The sequence below is a fragment of the Streptomyces sp. NPDC028314 genome (assembly GCF_055565795.1).
This window is the reverse complement of sequence record NZ_JBVHTP010000012.1, coordinates 122,808-138,587: the sequence shown is the minus strand read 5'-3', so window position 1 is coordinate 138,587 and position 15,780 is coordinate 122,808. Positions and strand designations below refer to the sequence as shown.

Sequence of the window (15,780 nt, the reverse complement as noted above, 5' to 3'; positions counted from 1 at the left end):
CCCACTCCTCAGCGCAGCTTGGGGTCGAGGGCGTCGCGCACCGCGTCGCCGAGCATGATGAAGGCGAGCACGGTGATGCTCAGCGCACCGGCCGGGTAGAGCAGCATGTGCGGGGCGTTGCGGATCTGGGGGGCGGCGTTGGAGATGTCGATGCCCCAGGACACCGTCGGCGGGCGCAGGCCCACGCCGAGGAACGACAGGGTGGCCTCCAGTGCGATGTACGTGCCCAGGGCGATGGTGGCGACGACGATGACGGGGGCGACGGCGTTGGGCGCCACGTGCCGCAGCAGCATCCGGGCGTTGCCGGCGCCGAGGGCCCGCGCGGCCTGGACGTAGTCGTTCTGTTTGGCGGTGATCACCGAGCCGCGGGCGATGCGGGCGATCTGCGGCCAGCCGAGCAGCACGATGAAGCCGACGACCGGCCAGACGGTGGTGCTGGTGACCACGGACAGGAAGACCAGGCCGCCGAGGACGACCGGGATGCCGAAGAAGATGTCCGCGACCCGGGAGAGCAGCGCGTCGCCCCAGCTGCCGAAGAACCCGGCGAGCCCGCCGAGGAACGAGCCGAGCAGGGCGGCCCCGAGGGTGGCGCAGACGCCGACCGTGATGGAGGCGCGGGCGCCGTAGACGGTACGGGTGTACACGTCGCAGCCCTGGGTGTCGTAGCCGAAGGGGTGTCCGGGGGCGGCGCCCTGCTGGGACTTGGACAGCTCGCAGTGCAGCGGGTCGCCGCTCGCGATGAGCTGGGGCCAGATGGCGATGACGACGAGGAACAGGATCAGGGCCGAGGAGATGATGAAGACGGGATTGCGGCGCAGCTGGTGCCAGGCGTCGGACCACAGCGAGCGGGCCTTCTCCCGGGGGCCGGTGGGACCGTCGCCGAGTGTCTTCTCCAGGCTCTCGGCTTCCTCCAGCGCGAGGTCCATGGGGCCGCCCTGGCCGGTCGGAGCGATGGCCTCCCCCTCTCCGGGTCGTAGTGGGTCGTAGGCGGGGTGCTCGGGCTCAGGCATAGCGGATCCTCGGGTCCAGGACCGCGTAGAGCAGGTCGACGAGCAGGTTCGCCAGCAGGAAGACGATGACGAGGATGGTCACGAAACCGACCACCGTGGGGGCGTTGTTGCGCAGGATGCCCTGGTAGAGCTGGTAGCCGACGCCGTGGATGTTGAAGATGCGCTCGGTGACGATGGCGCCGCCCATCAGGGCGCCGATGTCGGTGCCGATGAAGGTGACCACCGGGATCAGCGAGTTGCGCAGCAGGTGCCGGGTGATGACCCGGCGGCGCGGCAGCCCCTTGGCCACGGCCGTACGGACGTAGTCCGCCTTGACGTTCTCGGCGATGGAGGTGCGCGAGAGGCGGGTGACGTACGCGAGGGAGACCAGGGCGAGCACGATGCCGGGCAGGATCAGCTCGTTGAAGGGGGCGTCGGGGGAGACGGTGGGGCGGACCCAGCCCCATTTGACGCCGAAGACGTACTGGAGCAGGTAGCCCGTCACGAACGTGGGCACGGAGATGACGACGAGGGTGAGCACCAGCACGCTGGTGTCGATGGCCTTGCCCCGGCGCAGACCGCTGATCACGCCGAGGGTGATGCCGACGACGATCTCGATGACGATGGCGACGATGGTCAGGCGCAGGGTGACGGGGAAGGCCGATGCCATGAGCTCGGTGACCGACTGGCCGTTGAAGGCGGTGCCGAAGTCCCCCTGGAAGATCTGGCCCATGTAGTGGAGGTACTGCTTCCACAGCGGCTGGTCGAGGTAGAGGTCCTTGCGGATGCGCGCGGCGGTGGCGGGGTCGGGGGCCTTGTCGCCGAAGAGGGCCGCGACCGGGTCACCGAGCGCGTACACCATGAAGAAGATCAGGAACGTGCTGCCGATGAACACCGGGATCATCTGGAGCAGTCGCCGGATCACATAACGTCCCATGGAGTGCTCCAGGGTGTCGTGGGCCCTTCCGGCACGCCGGGGCGGCGGCCGGAGGGCCCGGGATCCGTAGGAGGGTCAGCTGACCTTGATCTGGTCGTAGACCGGGACGCTGAACTGGTTGAGCGCCACGTCGGTGAGCCGCTCGGAGTGGCCGGCGCTGCCGTTCTGGTACCAGAGCGGGATGGACGGCATCTGCGCGGCGAGGATCTTCTCGGCGTCCTGGAACGTGGTGATCGCCTTCGCCGCGTCGCTCTCCTGGTTGGCCTCGTCGACGAGCTTGTCGAAGTCCGGGTTGTTGAACTTCCCGTAGTTGGAGGAAGCGCCGGTGTAGTAGAGCGGCTCCAGGAAGTTCTGGATCAGCGGGTAGTCGGCCTGCCAGCCGGACCGGAAGGGGCCGGTCAGCTTGAAGGCGCTCTGCTGGTTGCGGAAGTCGGCGAAGGTGCCGATCGGGTTGACGGTGCAGACCGGGCCCTCGCCGAGCGCGTTGTTGATGCTGTTGCAGACGGCGTCCATCCAGTCGCGGTGCGAGCCGGTGTCCACGTTCGAGGTCAGCGTGACCTTCCCGCCGGGCAGGCCGCCGCCCTCCTGGATGAGCGCCTTGGCCGCGACCGGGTCGAACTTGCAGGCGTCGCCGCACAGGCTCGCGTTGAAGCCGCCCTTCTCCCCGAGGGCCGGGGAGGTCCAGTCCCGGGCGGGGGTGCGGGTCTCCTGGAAGATCTGCTGGGTGATCTCTTCCCGGTTGATCGCCATCGAGATGCCCCGGCGGACCTTCTCCATGCCCTCCTTGTTCCACTGCGGGTCGTACAGCGGGAAGGTGAGGGTCTGGATGATGAGGGCCGGCTGGTTGATGTACCGGTCGCCGAGGTCGTTCTTGACGTTCTTGAGCTGCTGCGCCGGGACGTCGTCGACGAGGTCGAGGTTGCCGGAGATCAGGTCCGTGTAGGCGGTGTTGTTGTCGGTGTAGACCTTGAGGTCCACTCCGCCGTTCTGCGCCTTGTCCGCGCCGGGGTAGCCGTCCCACTTGCGCAGCTTCATCGCGGTGCCCTTGGTGTAGGAGTCCACCGTGTAGGGGCCGTTGCCCACGGGCTTGGTGAGCCAGCCGTCGTGGTCGGTGAAGAAGGCCTTGGGCAGCGGGGAGAAGGCCTGGTAGCCGAGGGTCTCGGGCCAGGTGGAGAACTTCGACTTCAGGGCGACCGTGAAGGTCTTCGGGTCCTTGACGACGAGTCCCTTCATCGTCTTGGCCCTGGGCTCCCCGGAGGCGGGGTGGAGGTCCTCGTAGCCGACGATGTCGGAGAAGAACGGCGAGTTGTTCTGCTTGTTGCGCACGTCCGCCCCGTAGTTCCAGGCGTCCACGAAGGACTGGGCCGTGACGGGCTCGTCGTTGCTGAACTTCCAGCCGTCCTTCAGCGTGACCGTGAAGTTCTGGCTGTCGGTCGTCTCGATCTTCTCGGCGAGCATGTCCTTGGCCTCGCCGGTCTTCGGGTCGTAGCGCTTGAGACCCCGGAAGAGCATGTCGAGGACCTTGCCGCCCTGCACCTCGTTGGTATTGGCGGGCTCCAGCGGGTTCTGCGGATCGCCCCACGAGGAGCTGATGATGCCCGCGTCGCCGCCGCCGCTGTCGCTTCCGCCGCCGCAGGCCGTCGCCGCGAGGGCGACGGCCACCGCACATGCGGCCCACTTGGCGTGGGTGGCTCCGCGCATGGAGTGCCTCCTATGGGTCCCAGGACTCGCTTAGGGCCCTATGTCACCCTATGAGGGGTCCCATACACCTCCGGTTGGACCGATTGCACCCTCGCGTCACCCGCCTGTCACCCCTGCGAGTGCAATGGCAGCTCCCAGGTGTCCACCGCGTAGTGCAGGCCCATGCCGTGCGCCTCGTAGAGCGCGAGCGCGCCGGTTTCGTTGTGGGTGTCGACGCCCAGACCCACGGTGTCCCGGCCGCGCCCGGCGTAGGCGGCGAAGCCGTGGCGGAGCAGGAAACCACCGATGCCCCGGCCGCGCACGTCCTGCCGTACTCCGATGTGGCTGATCCAGCCCATGCTGGTGCGGTCGTCGCGGGTGAGCAGGACCGCTACGTCACCCAGCGCGGGCAGGGCCGCGATCCAGACCAGCGACCAGTCGAGCCTGCGCGCGTCGAGGTGGTCCAGCCAGGGCTCGTACGCGCGCCGGACGTGCCCGAAGTGCGCGGCGAAGGTCTCCTCGACCAGGGCATGGGCCCGGTGCCGGTCGGCCTCGTCGGCGGCGCAGTGGCGCAGGGTGAGCCCGGCGGGGGGCTGCGGGGGCAGGTCGGCGGCGGGGGCCAGCCGACGGGTCATCACCTGGTAGCGGCGTACGGTGCGGTAGCCGCGGGCGGTGAGGAGGCCGAGGTCGAGGGTGGGCTTCACGTTGAGCTGGAGCCGCAGTACGGCGGGCGGCTCCCCCACCGCCAGATCGCGGGCCCGGATCTCCATCAGCTCCAGCAGCCGGTCGGCGGCCTCGGGGTGGCCGGGCAGCACGTAGTGGTCGCCCTCGACCCGGCCCGGGCCGGCATCGGCCCAGACCAGCGCGTAGGCGGCGAGCCGGCCGCCCTGGAAGGCGAGCCATGAGTCGGTGGCGAGGTCCACACCGGGGTGGTTGAGGTCCGCCTCGACGGTGCCGAGGTCCGTCTCCGGTCTGCCGATCTCGATCACGTCGACGGCGTTGAGCAGGGCGCAGATGTCGGACGCGTCACCGGGGCCGGCGGGCCGGACGGTCAGCATGTCGGTCATCGGACCACTCTCGGCCGCCGCGGGCCCCGGCCGCAACCGGCTTTGGCGCCAAGGGCGTCCCGGGCATGCGCCAGGGCGCCCGGTACCGGAAGGAATCCGGTGCCGGGCGCCCTGGGAGACGTACGCCTGCGGGAGGTCAGACGGCCAGTACGGCCTTCTCCTCCGCGAAGTGGCACGCCGACTCGTGCGCGGCCAGGGTGTCCAGGCCCTTGAAGCGCTCCGGGATCGCCAGCAGCGGCTCCTCGGTGGCGCACTTGTCCTGGGCCTTCCAGCAGCGGGTGCGGAAGCGGCAGCCCGACGGCGGGTTGGCCGGGGACGGGACGTCACCGGTGAGGATGATCCGCTCGCGGCCCTCGCGCGCGTCCGGGTCCGGGACCGGGACGGCCGACAGCAGCGCCTGCGTGTACGGGTGCGTCGGGTGCTCGTAGATCTGCCCGTCGCTGCCGATCTCGGCCATCTTGCCGAGGTACATGACGCCCACGCGGTCCGAGATGTGCCGGACGATCGAGAGGTCGTGCGCGATGAAGACGTAGGACAGGTCGAACTCGTCCTGGAGCTTCTCCATCAGGTTGATGACCTGGGCCTGCACCGACACGTCGAGCGCGGAGACCGGCTCGTCGCAGATGATGATCTCCGGGTTGAGCGCGAGGCCGCGGGCGATGCCGATGCGCTGGCGCTGGCCGCCGGAGAACTGGTGCGGGTACCGGTTGATGTACTCCGGGTTCAGGCCCACGACGTCCAGGAGCTCCTGGACCTTGCGGCGCCGGTCGCCCTTGGGAGCCACCTCGGGGTGGATGTCGAAGGGCTCCCCGATGATGTCGCCGACCGTCATGCGCGGGTTCAGCGAGGTGTACGGGTCCTGGAACACCATCTGGATGTTGCGGCGGACGGCCTTGAGGGCCCTGCCGGACAGCTTGGTGATGTCCTGGCCCTTGTAGAAGACCTCGCCCGCCGTGGCCTTCTCCAGGCTCATCAGCAGCTTCGCGACGGTGGACTTGCCACAGCCGGACTCGCCGACGATGCCGAGGGTCTCGCCCCGGTACAGGTCGAAGGAGACGCCGTCCACGGCCTTGACCGCGCCGACCTGCTTCTTGAACAGGATTCCCTGGGTCAGCGGGAAGTGCTTGACCAGGTTGCGCACCTGGAGGATCGGCTCGCGCTCGGTGGTGCTCTTGGTGAGCTCAGCCATGGATCTGCTCCTTCCAGAAGTGGCACGCGCTGCCGCGGCCGGGCAGCTCGGTGCCGTCCTGCTCGGTCACCTGGTGCAGGACCGGCACGTCGGTGCGGCAGATGTCCTGAGCCTTGGGGCAGCGCGGGTTGAAGGCGCAGCCCGACGGGATGTTCAGCAGGTTGGGCGGCAGGCCCTTGATCGCGTAGAGCTCCTGGCCCTTCTGGTCCAGGCGCGGGATCGAGTCGAGCAGGCCGCGGGTGTACGGGTGCGCCGGGCGCTTGTAGATCTCGTGGACCGGGGCGTTCTCGACGATCCGGCCGCCGTACATGACGGCGATCTTGTCCGCGACGTCGGCGACGACGCCGAGGTCGTGGGTGATCAGGATCAGGCCCATGTTCATCTCGCGCTGGAGCTCCGCGAGCAGGTCCATCACCTGGGCCTGGACCGTGACGTCGAGAGCCGTGGTGGGCTCATCGGCGATGATCAGGTCCGGCTCCAGGGCCATCGCCATGGCGATCATGATGCGCTGGCGCATACCGCCGGAGAACTGGTGCGGGTAGTCGCCCACGCGCGCCTTGGCGGCGGGGATCTTCACCCGGTCCATGAGCTCGACGGCCTTGGCCGTGGAGTCCTTCTTGGACATCCCGCGGTGCACGCGGAACATCTCGCCGAGCTGCGCGCCGACGGTGTGCACCGGGTTCAGCGAGGACAGCGCGTCCTGGAAGATCATGGCGATCTTCGAGCCGCGGATCTTGCGGTACTCCTCGGCGGGGAGCTTCAGCAGGTCGGTGCCCTGGAACAGGATCTCGCCGTGCGGGATCTTGCCCGGAGGCATGTCCAGGATGCCCATGATGGCCTGCGCCGTCACGGACTTGCCGGAGCCGGACTCGCCGAGGACGGCGAGGGTCTCGCCCGCGTCGACGGAGTACGAGACACCGTTGACGGCCTTGGCGACACCGTCGCGGGTGTGGAACTCGACGTGCAGGTCGCGCACTTCGAGCAGGGGGGTGCCCTCCGGCGCCGAGCGGGGCGCGGGGACGTTCGAGGTCTTGTCGATGATGGTCAACGTACGCCCTTCCTCAGCGCAGCTTCGGGTCGAGGGCGTCGCGCACCGCGTCGCCGACCATGATGAACGCGAGCACCGTGATGCTCAGCGCGATGGCCGGGAAGAGGAGCACGTGAGGTGCCTGGAGCCAGCGGACGGAAGCGTCGCTGACCATCAGGCCCCAGGAGATGCCGGGCGGCTGGACGCCGATGCCGAGGTACGACAGGGCGGACTCCGCACCGATGTACACACCGAGGCTGATCGCGCCGACCACGATCACGGGGGCGACGGCGTTCGGCAGGATGTGGCGCATCGTGATGCGCAGCGTGCCGGCGCCGAGGGCGCGGGCGGCCACGACGTAGTCGTTGTTCTTGTTCTGGAGCACCGAGGACCGCATGATGCGGAAGATCTGCGGCCAGCCGAGGGTGGCGAGCACCACCGAGACGGTCCACGCGTTGCCCTTGCCGAGGCCGGACATGATCAGCATGCCGCCGAGGAGCAGCGGGATGGCGAAGAAGATCTCGGTGAACCGGGACAGGATGCTGTCGACGAAACCGCCGACCCAGCCGGCGATCAGCCCGAGCGCGCCGCCGACGACGAGCACCAGGGTGGTGGTGACGACACCGACGATGATCGAGTTGCGCGCGGCCCAGACCGTCCGGGTGTAGACGTCGCAGCCCTGGACGTCGAAGCCGAACCAGTGGTCGGCACTGGGCTTCTTCAGGGAGTCCTGGAGCTTGCAGGCGGTGGCCTCGAAGGGGCTGCCCGGCGTGAACCACTGCGGCACGACGGAGAGCACGATCAGCATGAGGACCAGTACCCCGCCGATCAGGAAGATCGGGTTGCGCCGGAGGTCCGAGACGGCGTCGGACCAGAGGCTGGCCTCGCGCTCCTTCTTCGACTTGCGGCCGGAGTTCCTGGTCGCCGGGCCGCTCGCGGAGGGGGCTTCGGCGGTCTGGGTGTCGGTCAACTCGTCCCCCACCGTAGTTGTGTCACGCATAGCGGATCCTCGGGTCGAGCACTGCGTAGAGCAGGTCCACGATCAGGTTGGCGACGAGGTACACGATGATCAGGAGCGAGACGACGCCCACGATCACGGTGCCCTCCTTGCGGTACACCGACTCGGCCAGCAGGCCGCCGATCCCGTGGATGTTGAAGATCTTCTCGGTGATGACCGCACCGCCCATGAGCGATCCCAGGTCGGCACCGAGGAAGGTGACGATCGGGATGAGGGCGTTGCGCAGCGCGTGGTTCACGACGACGCGGCGGCGCGGCAGGCCCTTCGCGGTCGCGGTGCGCACGTAGTCGGCGCGCATCGTCTCCATCATCGACGTACGGGTCAGTCGGGCCACGTACGCCAGCGAGGTCGAGGCGAGCACCAGCGCCGGGAGGAGGTAGGCGCGGATTCCGTCGTTCTCGTTGAAGGAGACGGAGAAGAAGTCGATGCCCCAGCTGTTCTTGAGCTGGACGCCCAGCGTCAGCTGGAGGACGAAGCCGCTCACGAAGACCGGGATCGAGATGACGAGCAGGGTCGACAGCAGGACGAGCTGGTCGAGGAACTTGCCCCGGCGCAGCGCGGCCATGATGCCGGCGACCACGCCGACGACCGCCTCGATGGCGAACGCGCACAGGGCGAGGTTCAGGGTGTACGGGAAGGACTCGGTGATCTTGTCCCAGACGGCGCGCCCGGTCAGGGTCTCGCCGAAGTTGCCCTGGGCCAGGTTGGTTATGTAGTTCCAGTACTGCGACAGGAACGAGTCGTTGAGGTGGTACTTCTCGCGCAGCATCGCCGCGACGATCGGGTCGGCCTTCCGCTCGCCGGCCAGTGCCTGGATCGGGTCACCGGGGAGCGTGAATGCCAGCCAGTAAATGAGGAACGTGGCACCGATCAGGACAGGGATCGCCTGTATGAGTCGGCGGATGAGGTAGCGGCCCATCAGACCTCCAGCAAGAACAGGGGGAAAGGGCAGGCAGGCGGAAACCTGCTTCCGCCTGCCCGCCCCCGGGTTCCCCTAAGTGAAGAGGGGTGTTAGTTGAGCTCGACGTTCGCCAGGTCCATGCGGCCCTGGGCGTCGACCTCGACGTTCTTCACGGACTTGGAGTAGGCCGAAGAAGACATGTAGGTGAAGACCGGGATGTACGGAAGGTCCTTGATGATGATGTCATCGGCCTTCTGGTACAGCTTCAGGCCCTCGGCGGCGTCCTTGGACTCGTCCGCCTGCTTCATGACGGTCTCGAACTCGTCGTTCTTGTAGTGACCGTAGTTCGAGCCGTTCTCGATCGCGACCTTCGAGAAGATCGGACGGAGGTAGTTCTCCGCGGCCGGGTAGTCCATCACCCAGGCCATGCGGAAGGCACCCTTGTACTTCGAGGCGCCCAGGTCGTCCAGCATCTCGCCGAACTTGGCGTAGGGCTTGGTGGTGACCTCGATGCCGAGGTTGGCCTTCAGCTGGTTCGCGACGGCCTCCATCCACTCCTTGTGGCCGCCGTCGGCGTTGTAGCCGAGCTCCAGCTTGTTGCCCGGAACACCGCCGGCCTTCGCGAGGAGCTCCTTGGCCTTGGTCGGGTTGTACGTGCCGAACTCGCCGAGCGCGCCCTTGCGGTAGCCGGGGACGATCGGGCTGATGAAGTCGTCGGCCGGCTTGCGGGTGCCGTTGAAGATGGTCTTCGTGATGGCGTCCCGGTCGATGGCCATGGAGATCGCCTGACGGACCTCCAGCTTGCCGAAGGTCTCGGGGTTCTGCTCGAGCGGCAGGCCGATGTAGCCGACGCCGGACTCGGGCTTGTAGATGTAGCGCTCGCCGAACTCCTGCGAGACGTTGGCCATCGCCGAGATCGGGAGCTTGTCGAGGATCTGGATGTTGTCGGCGCGCAGGTCGTTGTACGCCGTGTCCAGGTTGTCGTAGATCTTGAAGTTGACCGCGGCCAGCTTCGCGCGACCCTCGGCAGGGTACTTGTCGTAGCGCTTGACCTTGATCTGCTTGTTGTGCTCCCAGGCGCCGTCCATCTGGAAGGGGCCGTTGCCGATGGGGGCCTCGCCGAACTTCTTCGGGTCGGCCTCGAACGCCTTCGGCAGCGGGTAGAAGGCGTTGTAGCCCAGCATCGTCTTGAACTGCGAGAACGGCGCGTTCAGCGTGACGGTGAAGGTCTTCTCGTCAACGACCTTGAGGCCCTTGAGCTCCTTGGCGCTGGGCTTCTTGTCCTTGCCCGGGGCCAGCTCTTCGGAGCCCTCGATCTTCGAGAAGAACGGCATGCCCTCGGCGGCGTTCTCCTGGTTGGCGCCCCAGTTCCAGGCGCGGACGAACGACTGGGCGTCGACCTTCTCGCCGTTGTGGAAGGTGAAGCCGTCCTTGATCTTGATCGTCCAGGTCTTCGAGTCCGTGGTCTCGATGGACTCGGCGACCGCGAGCTTCGGCTCGTTGGTCTTGGTGTCGTATTCGACGAGACCGGTGAAGAGGGCGTTGAGAACCTCGGCACCCTCGGACTCGGCGGTGTTCTGACCCACCAGGCCGTGCTGCGGCTCACCAAGCTGCACCGTGATGCTGCCGCCTGCGCCTGCGCTCTCCTTGCTGGTGCTGCATGCCGTGGCAGCCATCGCCACGATGACGGCACCCGCGACCCACTTGGCGCTCGTTGCTCCGCGCATGGGTAATTGCCTCCTCAGGAGTCACTGTCGATTCGTGAAGGACCCGGTCCCCGCTGACACCCCTGACAGCGGAATCCGGTCCCATCGTGTGTGCTCGTGAGTCGACGCTCCCCACAGCGTGTGACCCATTGACCCGAGCTCAATGGAGCCATCCTCAGGGACTGCCAGACCGTAAACCACACTTAAGTGGTCTCGTTTTCACAACATCACCGCATGGCGAAAACCCGAAATCCGGACAAACGGATAGGAGACAGACACGTGCGAAACGGACTGTTAGCTCAACTTCCGGAGTGTCACGGTCGGTATGCGGACACCAGAACGAAATAATCCGCTTGACAAAAGCGAACAGCCCCTCCTCGCACGGACACCGTGCGGGAAGGGGCTGTGTCACCGTACCGTTCCGGGCCGCCTCACGGGGCGGCCGGGAACGTCCTTGCTACTTGGCGGACTTGGCGCGCGACGCGGTGCGCGAGCGGTCCTTCTGGTCCAGGACGACCTTGCGGATACGCACGGCCTCCGGGGTCACCTCGACGCACTCGTCGTCGCGGCAGAACTCCAGGGACTGCTCCAGGGAGAGCTTGCGGGGCGGCACCACGTTCTCGGTGTTGTCCGCGGAAGCCGCACGCATGTTGGTGAGCTTCTTCTCCTTGGTGATGTTCACGTCCATGTCGTCGGAGCGCGAGTTCTCGCCGACGATCATGCCCTCGTACACCTCGGTGCCGGGGTCGGTGAACAGGACGCCGCGCTCCTGGAGGTTGATCATCGCGAACGGCGTGACCGAACCCGCGCGGTCCGCGACCAGCGAACCGTTGTTGCGGGTCACCAGCGGGCCGAACCACGGCTCGTGGCCCTCGTGGATGGAGTGCGCGATACCGGTACCGCGCGTGCCCGTGAGGAACTCCGTACGGAAGCCGATCAGACCGCGCGAGGGGACGACGAACTCCATGCGGACCCAGCCGGAGCCGTGGTTCGACATGTTGTCCATGCGGCCCTTGCGGACGCCCATGAGCTGCGTGACCGCGCCCATGTGCTCCTCGGGGACGTCGATGGTCATGCGCTCGACCGGCTCGTGCACCTTGCCGTCGATCTCCTGCGTGACCACCTGCGGCTTGCCGATGGTCAGCTCGAAGCCCTCGCGGCGCATCTGCTCGACCAGGATGGCGAGCGCGAGCTCACCACGGCCCTGGACCTCCCAGGCGTCCGGGCGCTCGGTGTCGAGCACGCGGAGGGAGACGTTACCGATCAGCTCGCGGTCCAGACGGTCCTTGACCTGGCGAGCGGTGACCTTGCGGTCCTTGACCGCGGACTTGGCGTCCGCGCCCTTGCCGCTGCCGCCGCGGCCGACCATCGGGGAGGTGTTCGTACCGATGGTCATGGAGATCGCCGGCTCGTCGACCGAGATCAGCGGAAGCGCGATCGGGTTCTCCGGGTCGGCCAGGGTCTCACCGATCATGATGTCGGGGATACCGGCGACCGCGCAGATGTCACCCGGGCCCGCCACCTCGGCCGGCTTGCGGGTGAGCGCCTCGGTCATCATCAGCTCGGTGATGCGGACGTTGGACATGGTGCCGTCACGCTTGATCCACGCGACGGTCTGGCCCTTGCGCAGCTCGCCCTGCTCGACGCGCAGCAGCGCGATGCGGCCGAGGAAGTTGTCGGCGTCCAGGTTGGTGACGTGGGCCTGGAGGGGGGCCTCCTCGTCGTACACCGGGGCCGGGACGTGCTCCAGGATGGTGGAGAAGAACGGCTCCAGGCTGTCGCTGTCCGCGGGGACGGTGCCGTCCTCCGGCTTGGTCAGCGAGGCGACGCCGTCACGGCCACAGGCGTAGACGATCGGGAACTCGATCTGGTCCTCGTCCGCGTCCAGGTCCAGGAAGAGGTCGTACGTCTCGTTGACGACCTCGTCGATCCGGGAGTCCGGGCGGTCGGTCTTGTTGATGCAGAGGATGACCGGCATCTTCGCCTGCAGGGCCTTGCGCAGGACGAAGCGGGTCTGGGGCAGCGGACCCTCGGAGGCGTCCACCAGCAGGACGACCGCGTCCACCATCGACAGACCGCGCTCGACCTCACCACCGAAGTCGGCGTGGCCGGGGGTGTCGATGATGTTGATCGTGATGGGCGCCCCGCCGTCCTTGGGGTGGTACTTCACCGCCGTGTTCTTGGCGAGGATCGTGATGCCCTTCTCACGCTCCAGGTCGTTCGAGTCCATCATGCGGTCGTCGAGGTGCTGGTGGGCGGCGAAGGCACCGGCCTGCTTGAGCATGGCATCGACGATGGTCGTCTTGCCATGGTCGACGTGGGCGACGATGGCGACGTTACGGATGTCGTGGCGCGTGGGCACTTCGGCGCTTCTCCCGGGATCGTGGATGGCGACGCGTACGGTCCGGCACGCGAGCCTTGCCGGGCGGAAACCTGCCACGGCCTTACCCCATGGTACGTCGAATGGCGGGAACTGCCTGCCGGGGGGTCTGTCAAGAGGCCGGACGAATGAGTGCGGCCGAGTGTGGGGTGGGGAGTCTCGGCCGCGGGCGGCGCCTGTATTCACATGGGATTCTTGCGGGTCAACGGGTATGCACGACCTTGCCCGCCGGGTGTCCGGCGGGCAAGCGACTTGAGTCACTTCTGAGCTTGTGACCCGTGGGTCAACCTGTCTGGCCCCCCTTTGTCACCACTTCTTCTCCCGCCCGCCCTACTTCTTCTTCCCGTCCGCGCCCTTGGCCGGTGCGGGCTTCTTCCAGCCGATGTCCTGGAAGCGGGGGGCACCGAGGCCGAAGGCGCCGGCGTTGACCAGGCTCGGCTTCACCGCCACCAGCTCGGGGCGCTGGTAGAGCGGGATGGAACCGGCGGCGGCCCAGATCCGGGCGTCGGCCTTGCGCATCAGCTCGCGGGACTGTTCCTCGTCCAGCTCGCCGGCCGCCTGGTCGAAGAGCTGGTCGATGTGGTCGGTGCCCACGCGGGTGTAGTTCTGTTCGACGAGGAGGGAGCCGTCGGCGGCCGGCTCGGGCTTGGCGAAGATGGGCCGGGCGTCCGTGGCCGGGAAGGCCGTCGCGGGCCAGGAGTACAGGGCCAGGTCGTACTGGCCCGAGGCGATGTGGTCCTTGAAGAAGCTCTCGTCCGCGACCTTGGTCAGCTCGGTGTTCACTCCGACCTTCTGCAGCATCTGCGCGATCCGCTCGCCGACCGTCCGCAGGGACTCCGCGCCCGGACCGGACGGCAGGACGAAGCGCAGGGTGAGGGGCTTGCCGTCCTTGGCGAGCATGCTGCCGGAGGTACGGACGTGCTTGGCCGGGGCCGGGCTGGGCTTCGCCGGCTCCTTGCCGTCCTCCGACTCCTCGCCGACCTGCGCCGGGGCGCGCTTGCCGTCGTCGAGCGCCTCGGCCTGCGCCAGCAGGGCCTTCTCCTGCTGGGCCGCCAGCGGAGCCGGCGCCAGCACCGGGGAGGGCTCGCCCTCGGCGGCCCCGGGGGCGAAGGCGTCGGCGTCGACGATCTCCCCGTCCGGGCGGTAGAGGCCCTCGGGCAGGCCCACCCCACCCGGGAGCCCCGCGCCGGTCAGGCCCCCGGGGGCCTCGCGGTCGCCGGGCCTGCGCGCCGGTGCCGACGCCTTGCCGTCGCTGTTGCGCCCGTCGTCCTGGCCCACGATGTAGAGGCCGTCGTTGCCGGTGCCCGGGCCCGACGGGGTCTTGCCGTCGTCGTTGAGCGCCTCGGCCTGCTCGCCCTCGGGGCCCGCCTTGGTGCCGGCGGGCTCGGTCAGCTTGCCGCCCCGCTGCCAGCCCGCGTCGGCCAGCAGGGCCTGGGCCGCCTGGGTGTCCTGGCCGCCGATGGCGTCGCTGTTGTCCGCGTACGCGGCCTGCCCGGCCAGCGCCAGGTGGCTTCCGACCGGCTTCGCGGGCAGGCCGAGCGGCTTCAGTACGATTTCGGCCAGCGCCTTGCGGTCCAGGGCCCGGGCCACCGCCCGCCGGACCCGTTCGTCGGCGAGGGGGCCGGAGGCGCCGTTCAGGGCGAGCTGCGTGTAGGCCGGCTCCAGGGACTTGCGGACCGTGAAGGCGCGCAGGGCCGCCTGCTCGTCGGCGTACTTCTTCACCGCCTCCGCGTTCTTGCGGCGGGTCTCCTGCTCCTCCGCGGCCTTGCCCTCGTCCGCGCCGAAGGCCAGCGCCCAGGACAGGGTCGCCTGGGCGGCCGTCACCGAGGCGCCGGGCCCGTGCGCGCCGTGGTCCCCGGAGGTCTGGCCGGCGTCGCGGTGGGCGAGGGCGATCCGGTCGGCGCCCGCGCGGTCGACCTCCGCCATGTCCACCTTGCCGGCGGCCAGGGCGGCCGGGCGGTCGGCGCGGGGCACGGCCGTCAGGACCAGGGTGTCCAGCTTGGCGGGCCGGCCCCACCAGCGCGCGTTGCGGGTCAGCGCGGCGGTGCCGGTCTTCTTGTCGACGGCCCCGAGGTTGAAGGGTCCGGCGGTCACCTTGAGGGTGCCCCGGGCCCCTTCGTTGAAGGCCTCCGGGGTGCCGGTGACCTGCTTCGGGTAGAGCGGGCTGAAGAGGGAGCGCCAGTCCGCGTACGGCTTGGCGAAGGTGACCTTGACCTCCAGGTCGGTCTTGCCGCGCTCGATCTTCTCGATCCGCTCGTAGCCGGCGTTGCGGGCGGTCCAGTACGCCGAGTCCTTGCCGTTCAGGGCCCGCCACTGCGCCACGAAGTCGGCGGCGCCGATCTCGCGGCCGTCGCTCCACACCGCCTGCTGGTTCAGCTTGTACAGGACGACCTGCTTGGGCTCCCGCTCGACGACCTCGGCCTTCTCCAGATAGTCCGGGTTGGCCACCGGCCGCCCCTTGCCGTCCAGGACGAACAGCTGCGGCAGCACCGCCCCGGCGATCCGGGTGGTGGTGGCGTCCGCGTCGGCCTGGAAGGCGTTCAGGGTCCCCGGGAGGGTGTCCACGGCCCAGCGCAGCACACCGCCGTCGGCGACCTGGTCCCGGGCCGTCGTCGCGATGTCCTGGCCCGCCGCGGCCGGGCCGCCGTCGTCATCACCCGCGCCGCAGCCCGTGAGGAGCGGCAGTGCGAGGACTCCCGAGGTCAGGAGCGCCAAGGACCTGCGCCTTCTCTGGGTCATGGGTGGTACCTCCGGGGCGGGGCGTGGGGGTGCGGGAACACGGGGGGTGCTTGATCACATTTGGCGGTATATGGAGCTGATCACACTGGGTGTCGAAACCCACTGAAAAGGACGGCCCACCGGGTCCCCCGCAGCAGACCCACGCCA

General features: G+C 68.5%; 11 protein-coding genes. All 11 read right to left on the bottom strand.

The window, feature by feature from the left end; all coding sequences use genetic code 11:
• Positions 1-8: 8 nt before the first annotated feature.
• A complete protein-coding gene (locus ACZ4TG_RS26605; protein ID WP_468167081.1) occupies positions 9-1,010 on the bottom strand; it encodes an ABC transporter permease in 1,002 nt (333 codons plus the stop codon).
• Positions 1,003-1,926, bottom strand: coding sequence for an ABC transporter permease (locus ACZ4TG_RS26600; RefSeq protein WP_468167079.1), 924 nt, complete (start codon positions 1,924-1,926; stop codon positions 1,003-1,005). Before ACZ4TG_RS26600 ends, ACZ4TG_RS26605 begins: the two co-directional genes overlap by 8 nt.
• Positions 1,927-2,001: 75 nt before the next feature.
• Positions 2,002-3,627, bottom strand: coding sequence for a peptide ABC transporter substrate-binding protein (locus tag ACZ4TG_RS26595; RefSeq protein ID WP_468167077.1), 1,626 nt, complete (start codon positions 3,625-3,627; stop codon positions 2,002-2,004).
• Between the two features lie 107 nt (positions 3,628-3,734).
• Positions 3,735-4,673 carry a GNAT family N-acetyltransferase gene (locus ACZ4TG_RS26590; RefSeq protein ID WP_468167075.1) on the bottom strand — a complete coding sequence of 313 codons (939 nt, stop codon included), beginning with the start codon at positions 4,671-4,673 and terminating at the stop codon, positions 3,735-3,737.
• A gap of 136 nt (positions 4,674-4,809) precedes the next feature.
• The gene (locus ACZ4TG_RS26585; protein ID WP_468167073.1) at positions 4,810-5,862 is read right to left on the bottom strand and encodes an ABC transporter ATP-binding protein; all 1,053 of its coding nucleotides are present in this window, start codon (positions 5,860-5,862) and stop codon (positions 4,810-4,812) included.
• Entirely contained in the window at positions 5,855-6,910 is a 1,056-nt protein-coding gene (locus ACZ4TG_RS26580) for an ABC transporter ATP-binding protein (protein WP_468167071.1), read from the bottom strand. The genes ACZ4TG_RS26585 and ACZ4TG_RS26580 overlap by 8 nt, the downstream gene beginning before the upstream one ends.
• Positions 6,911-6,923: 13 nt before the next feature.
• Positions 6,924-7,889, bottom strand: a complete 966-nt coding sequence (locus ACZ4TG_RS26575) for an ABC transporter permease (RefSeq protein ID WP_468167069.1) — start codon at positions 7,887-7,889, stop codon at positions 6,924-6,926.
• Positions 7,882-8,826: an ABC transporter permease gene (locus ACZ4TG_RS26570; protein WP_468167067.1), complete on the bottom strand. Its 945-nt coding sequence runs from the start codon at positions 8,824-8,826 to the stop codon at positions 7,882-7,884. Before ACZ4TG_RS26570 ends, ACZ4TG_RS26575 begins: the two co-directional genes overlap by 8 nt.
• 92 nt (positions 8,827-8,918) lie before the next feature.
• A complete protein-coding gene (locus tag ACZ4TG_RS26565; RefSeq protein ID WP_468167065.1) occupies positions 8,919-10,535 on the bottom strand; it encodes a peptide ABC transporter substrate-binding protein in 1,617 nt (538 codons plus the stop codon).
• A 436-nt stretch (positions 10,536-10,971) separates the two neighbouring features.
• Positions 10,972-12,876, bottom strand: coding sequence for a translational GTPase TypA (gene typA / locus ACZ4TG_RS26560; RefSeq protein WP_468167063.1), 1,905 nt, complete (start codon positions 12,874-12,876; stop codon positions 10,972-10,974).
• Positions 12,877-13,224: 348 nt separating this feature from the next.
• A complete protein-coding gene (locus tag ACZ4TG_RS26555) occupies positions 13,225-15,633 on the bottom strand; it encodes an ABC transporter family substrate-binding protein (RefSeq protein ID WP_468167061.1) in 2,409 nt (802 codons plus the stop codon).
• Positions 15,634-15,780 lie beyond the last annotated feature (147 nt).

Coding starts and splice junctions, on each gene's coding strand:
- ACZ4TG_RS26600 (WP_468167079.1), bottom strand. CDS start 1,926: ATGGGACGTTATGTGATCCGGCGACTGCTCCAGATGATCCCGGTGTTC.
- ACZ4TG_RS26585 (WP_468167073.1), bottom strand. CDS start 5,862: ATGGCTGAGCTCACCAAGAGCACCACCGAGCGCGAGCCGATCCTCCAG.
- ACZ4TG_RS26575 (WP_468167069.1), bottom strand. CDS start 7,889: ATGCGTGACACAACTACGGTGGGGGACGAGTTGACCGACACCCAGACC.
- ACZ4TG_RS26595 (WP_468167077.1), bottom strand. CDS start 3,627: ATGCGCGGAGCCACCCACGCCAAGTGGGCCGCATGTGCGGTGGCCGTC.
- ACZ4TG_RS26555 (WP_468167061.1), bottom strand. CDS start 15,633: ATGACCCAGAGAAGGCGCAGGTCCTTGGCGCTCCTGACCTCGGGAGTC.
- ACZ4TG_RS26605 (WP_468167081.1), bottom strand. CDS start 1,010: ATGCCTGAGCCCGAGCACCCCGCCTACGACCCACTACGACCCGGAGAG.
- ACZ4TG_RS26565 (WP_468167065.1), bottom strand. CDS start 10,535: ATGCGCGGAGCAACGAGCGCCAAGTGGGTCGCGGGTGCCGTCATCGTG.
- ACZ4TG_RS26570 (WP_468167067.1), bottom strand. CDS start 8,826: ATGGGCCGCTACCTCATCCGCCGACTCATACAGGCGATCCCTGTCCTG.
- ACZ4TG_RS26590 (WP_468167075.1), bottom strand. CDS start 4,673: ATGACCGACATGCTGACCGTCCGGCCCGCCGGCCCCGGTGACGCGTCC.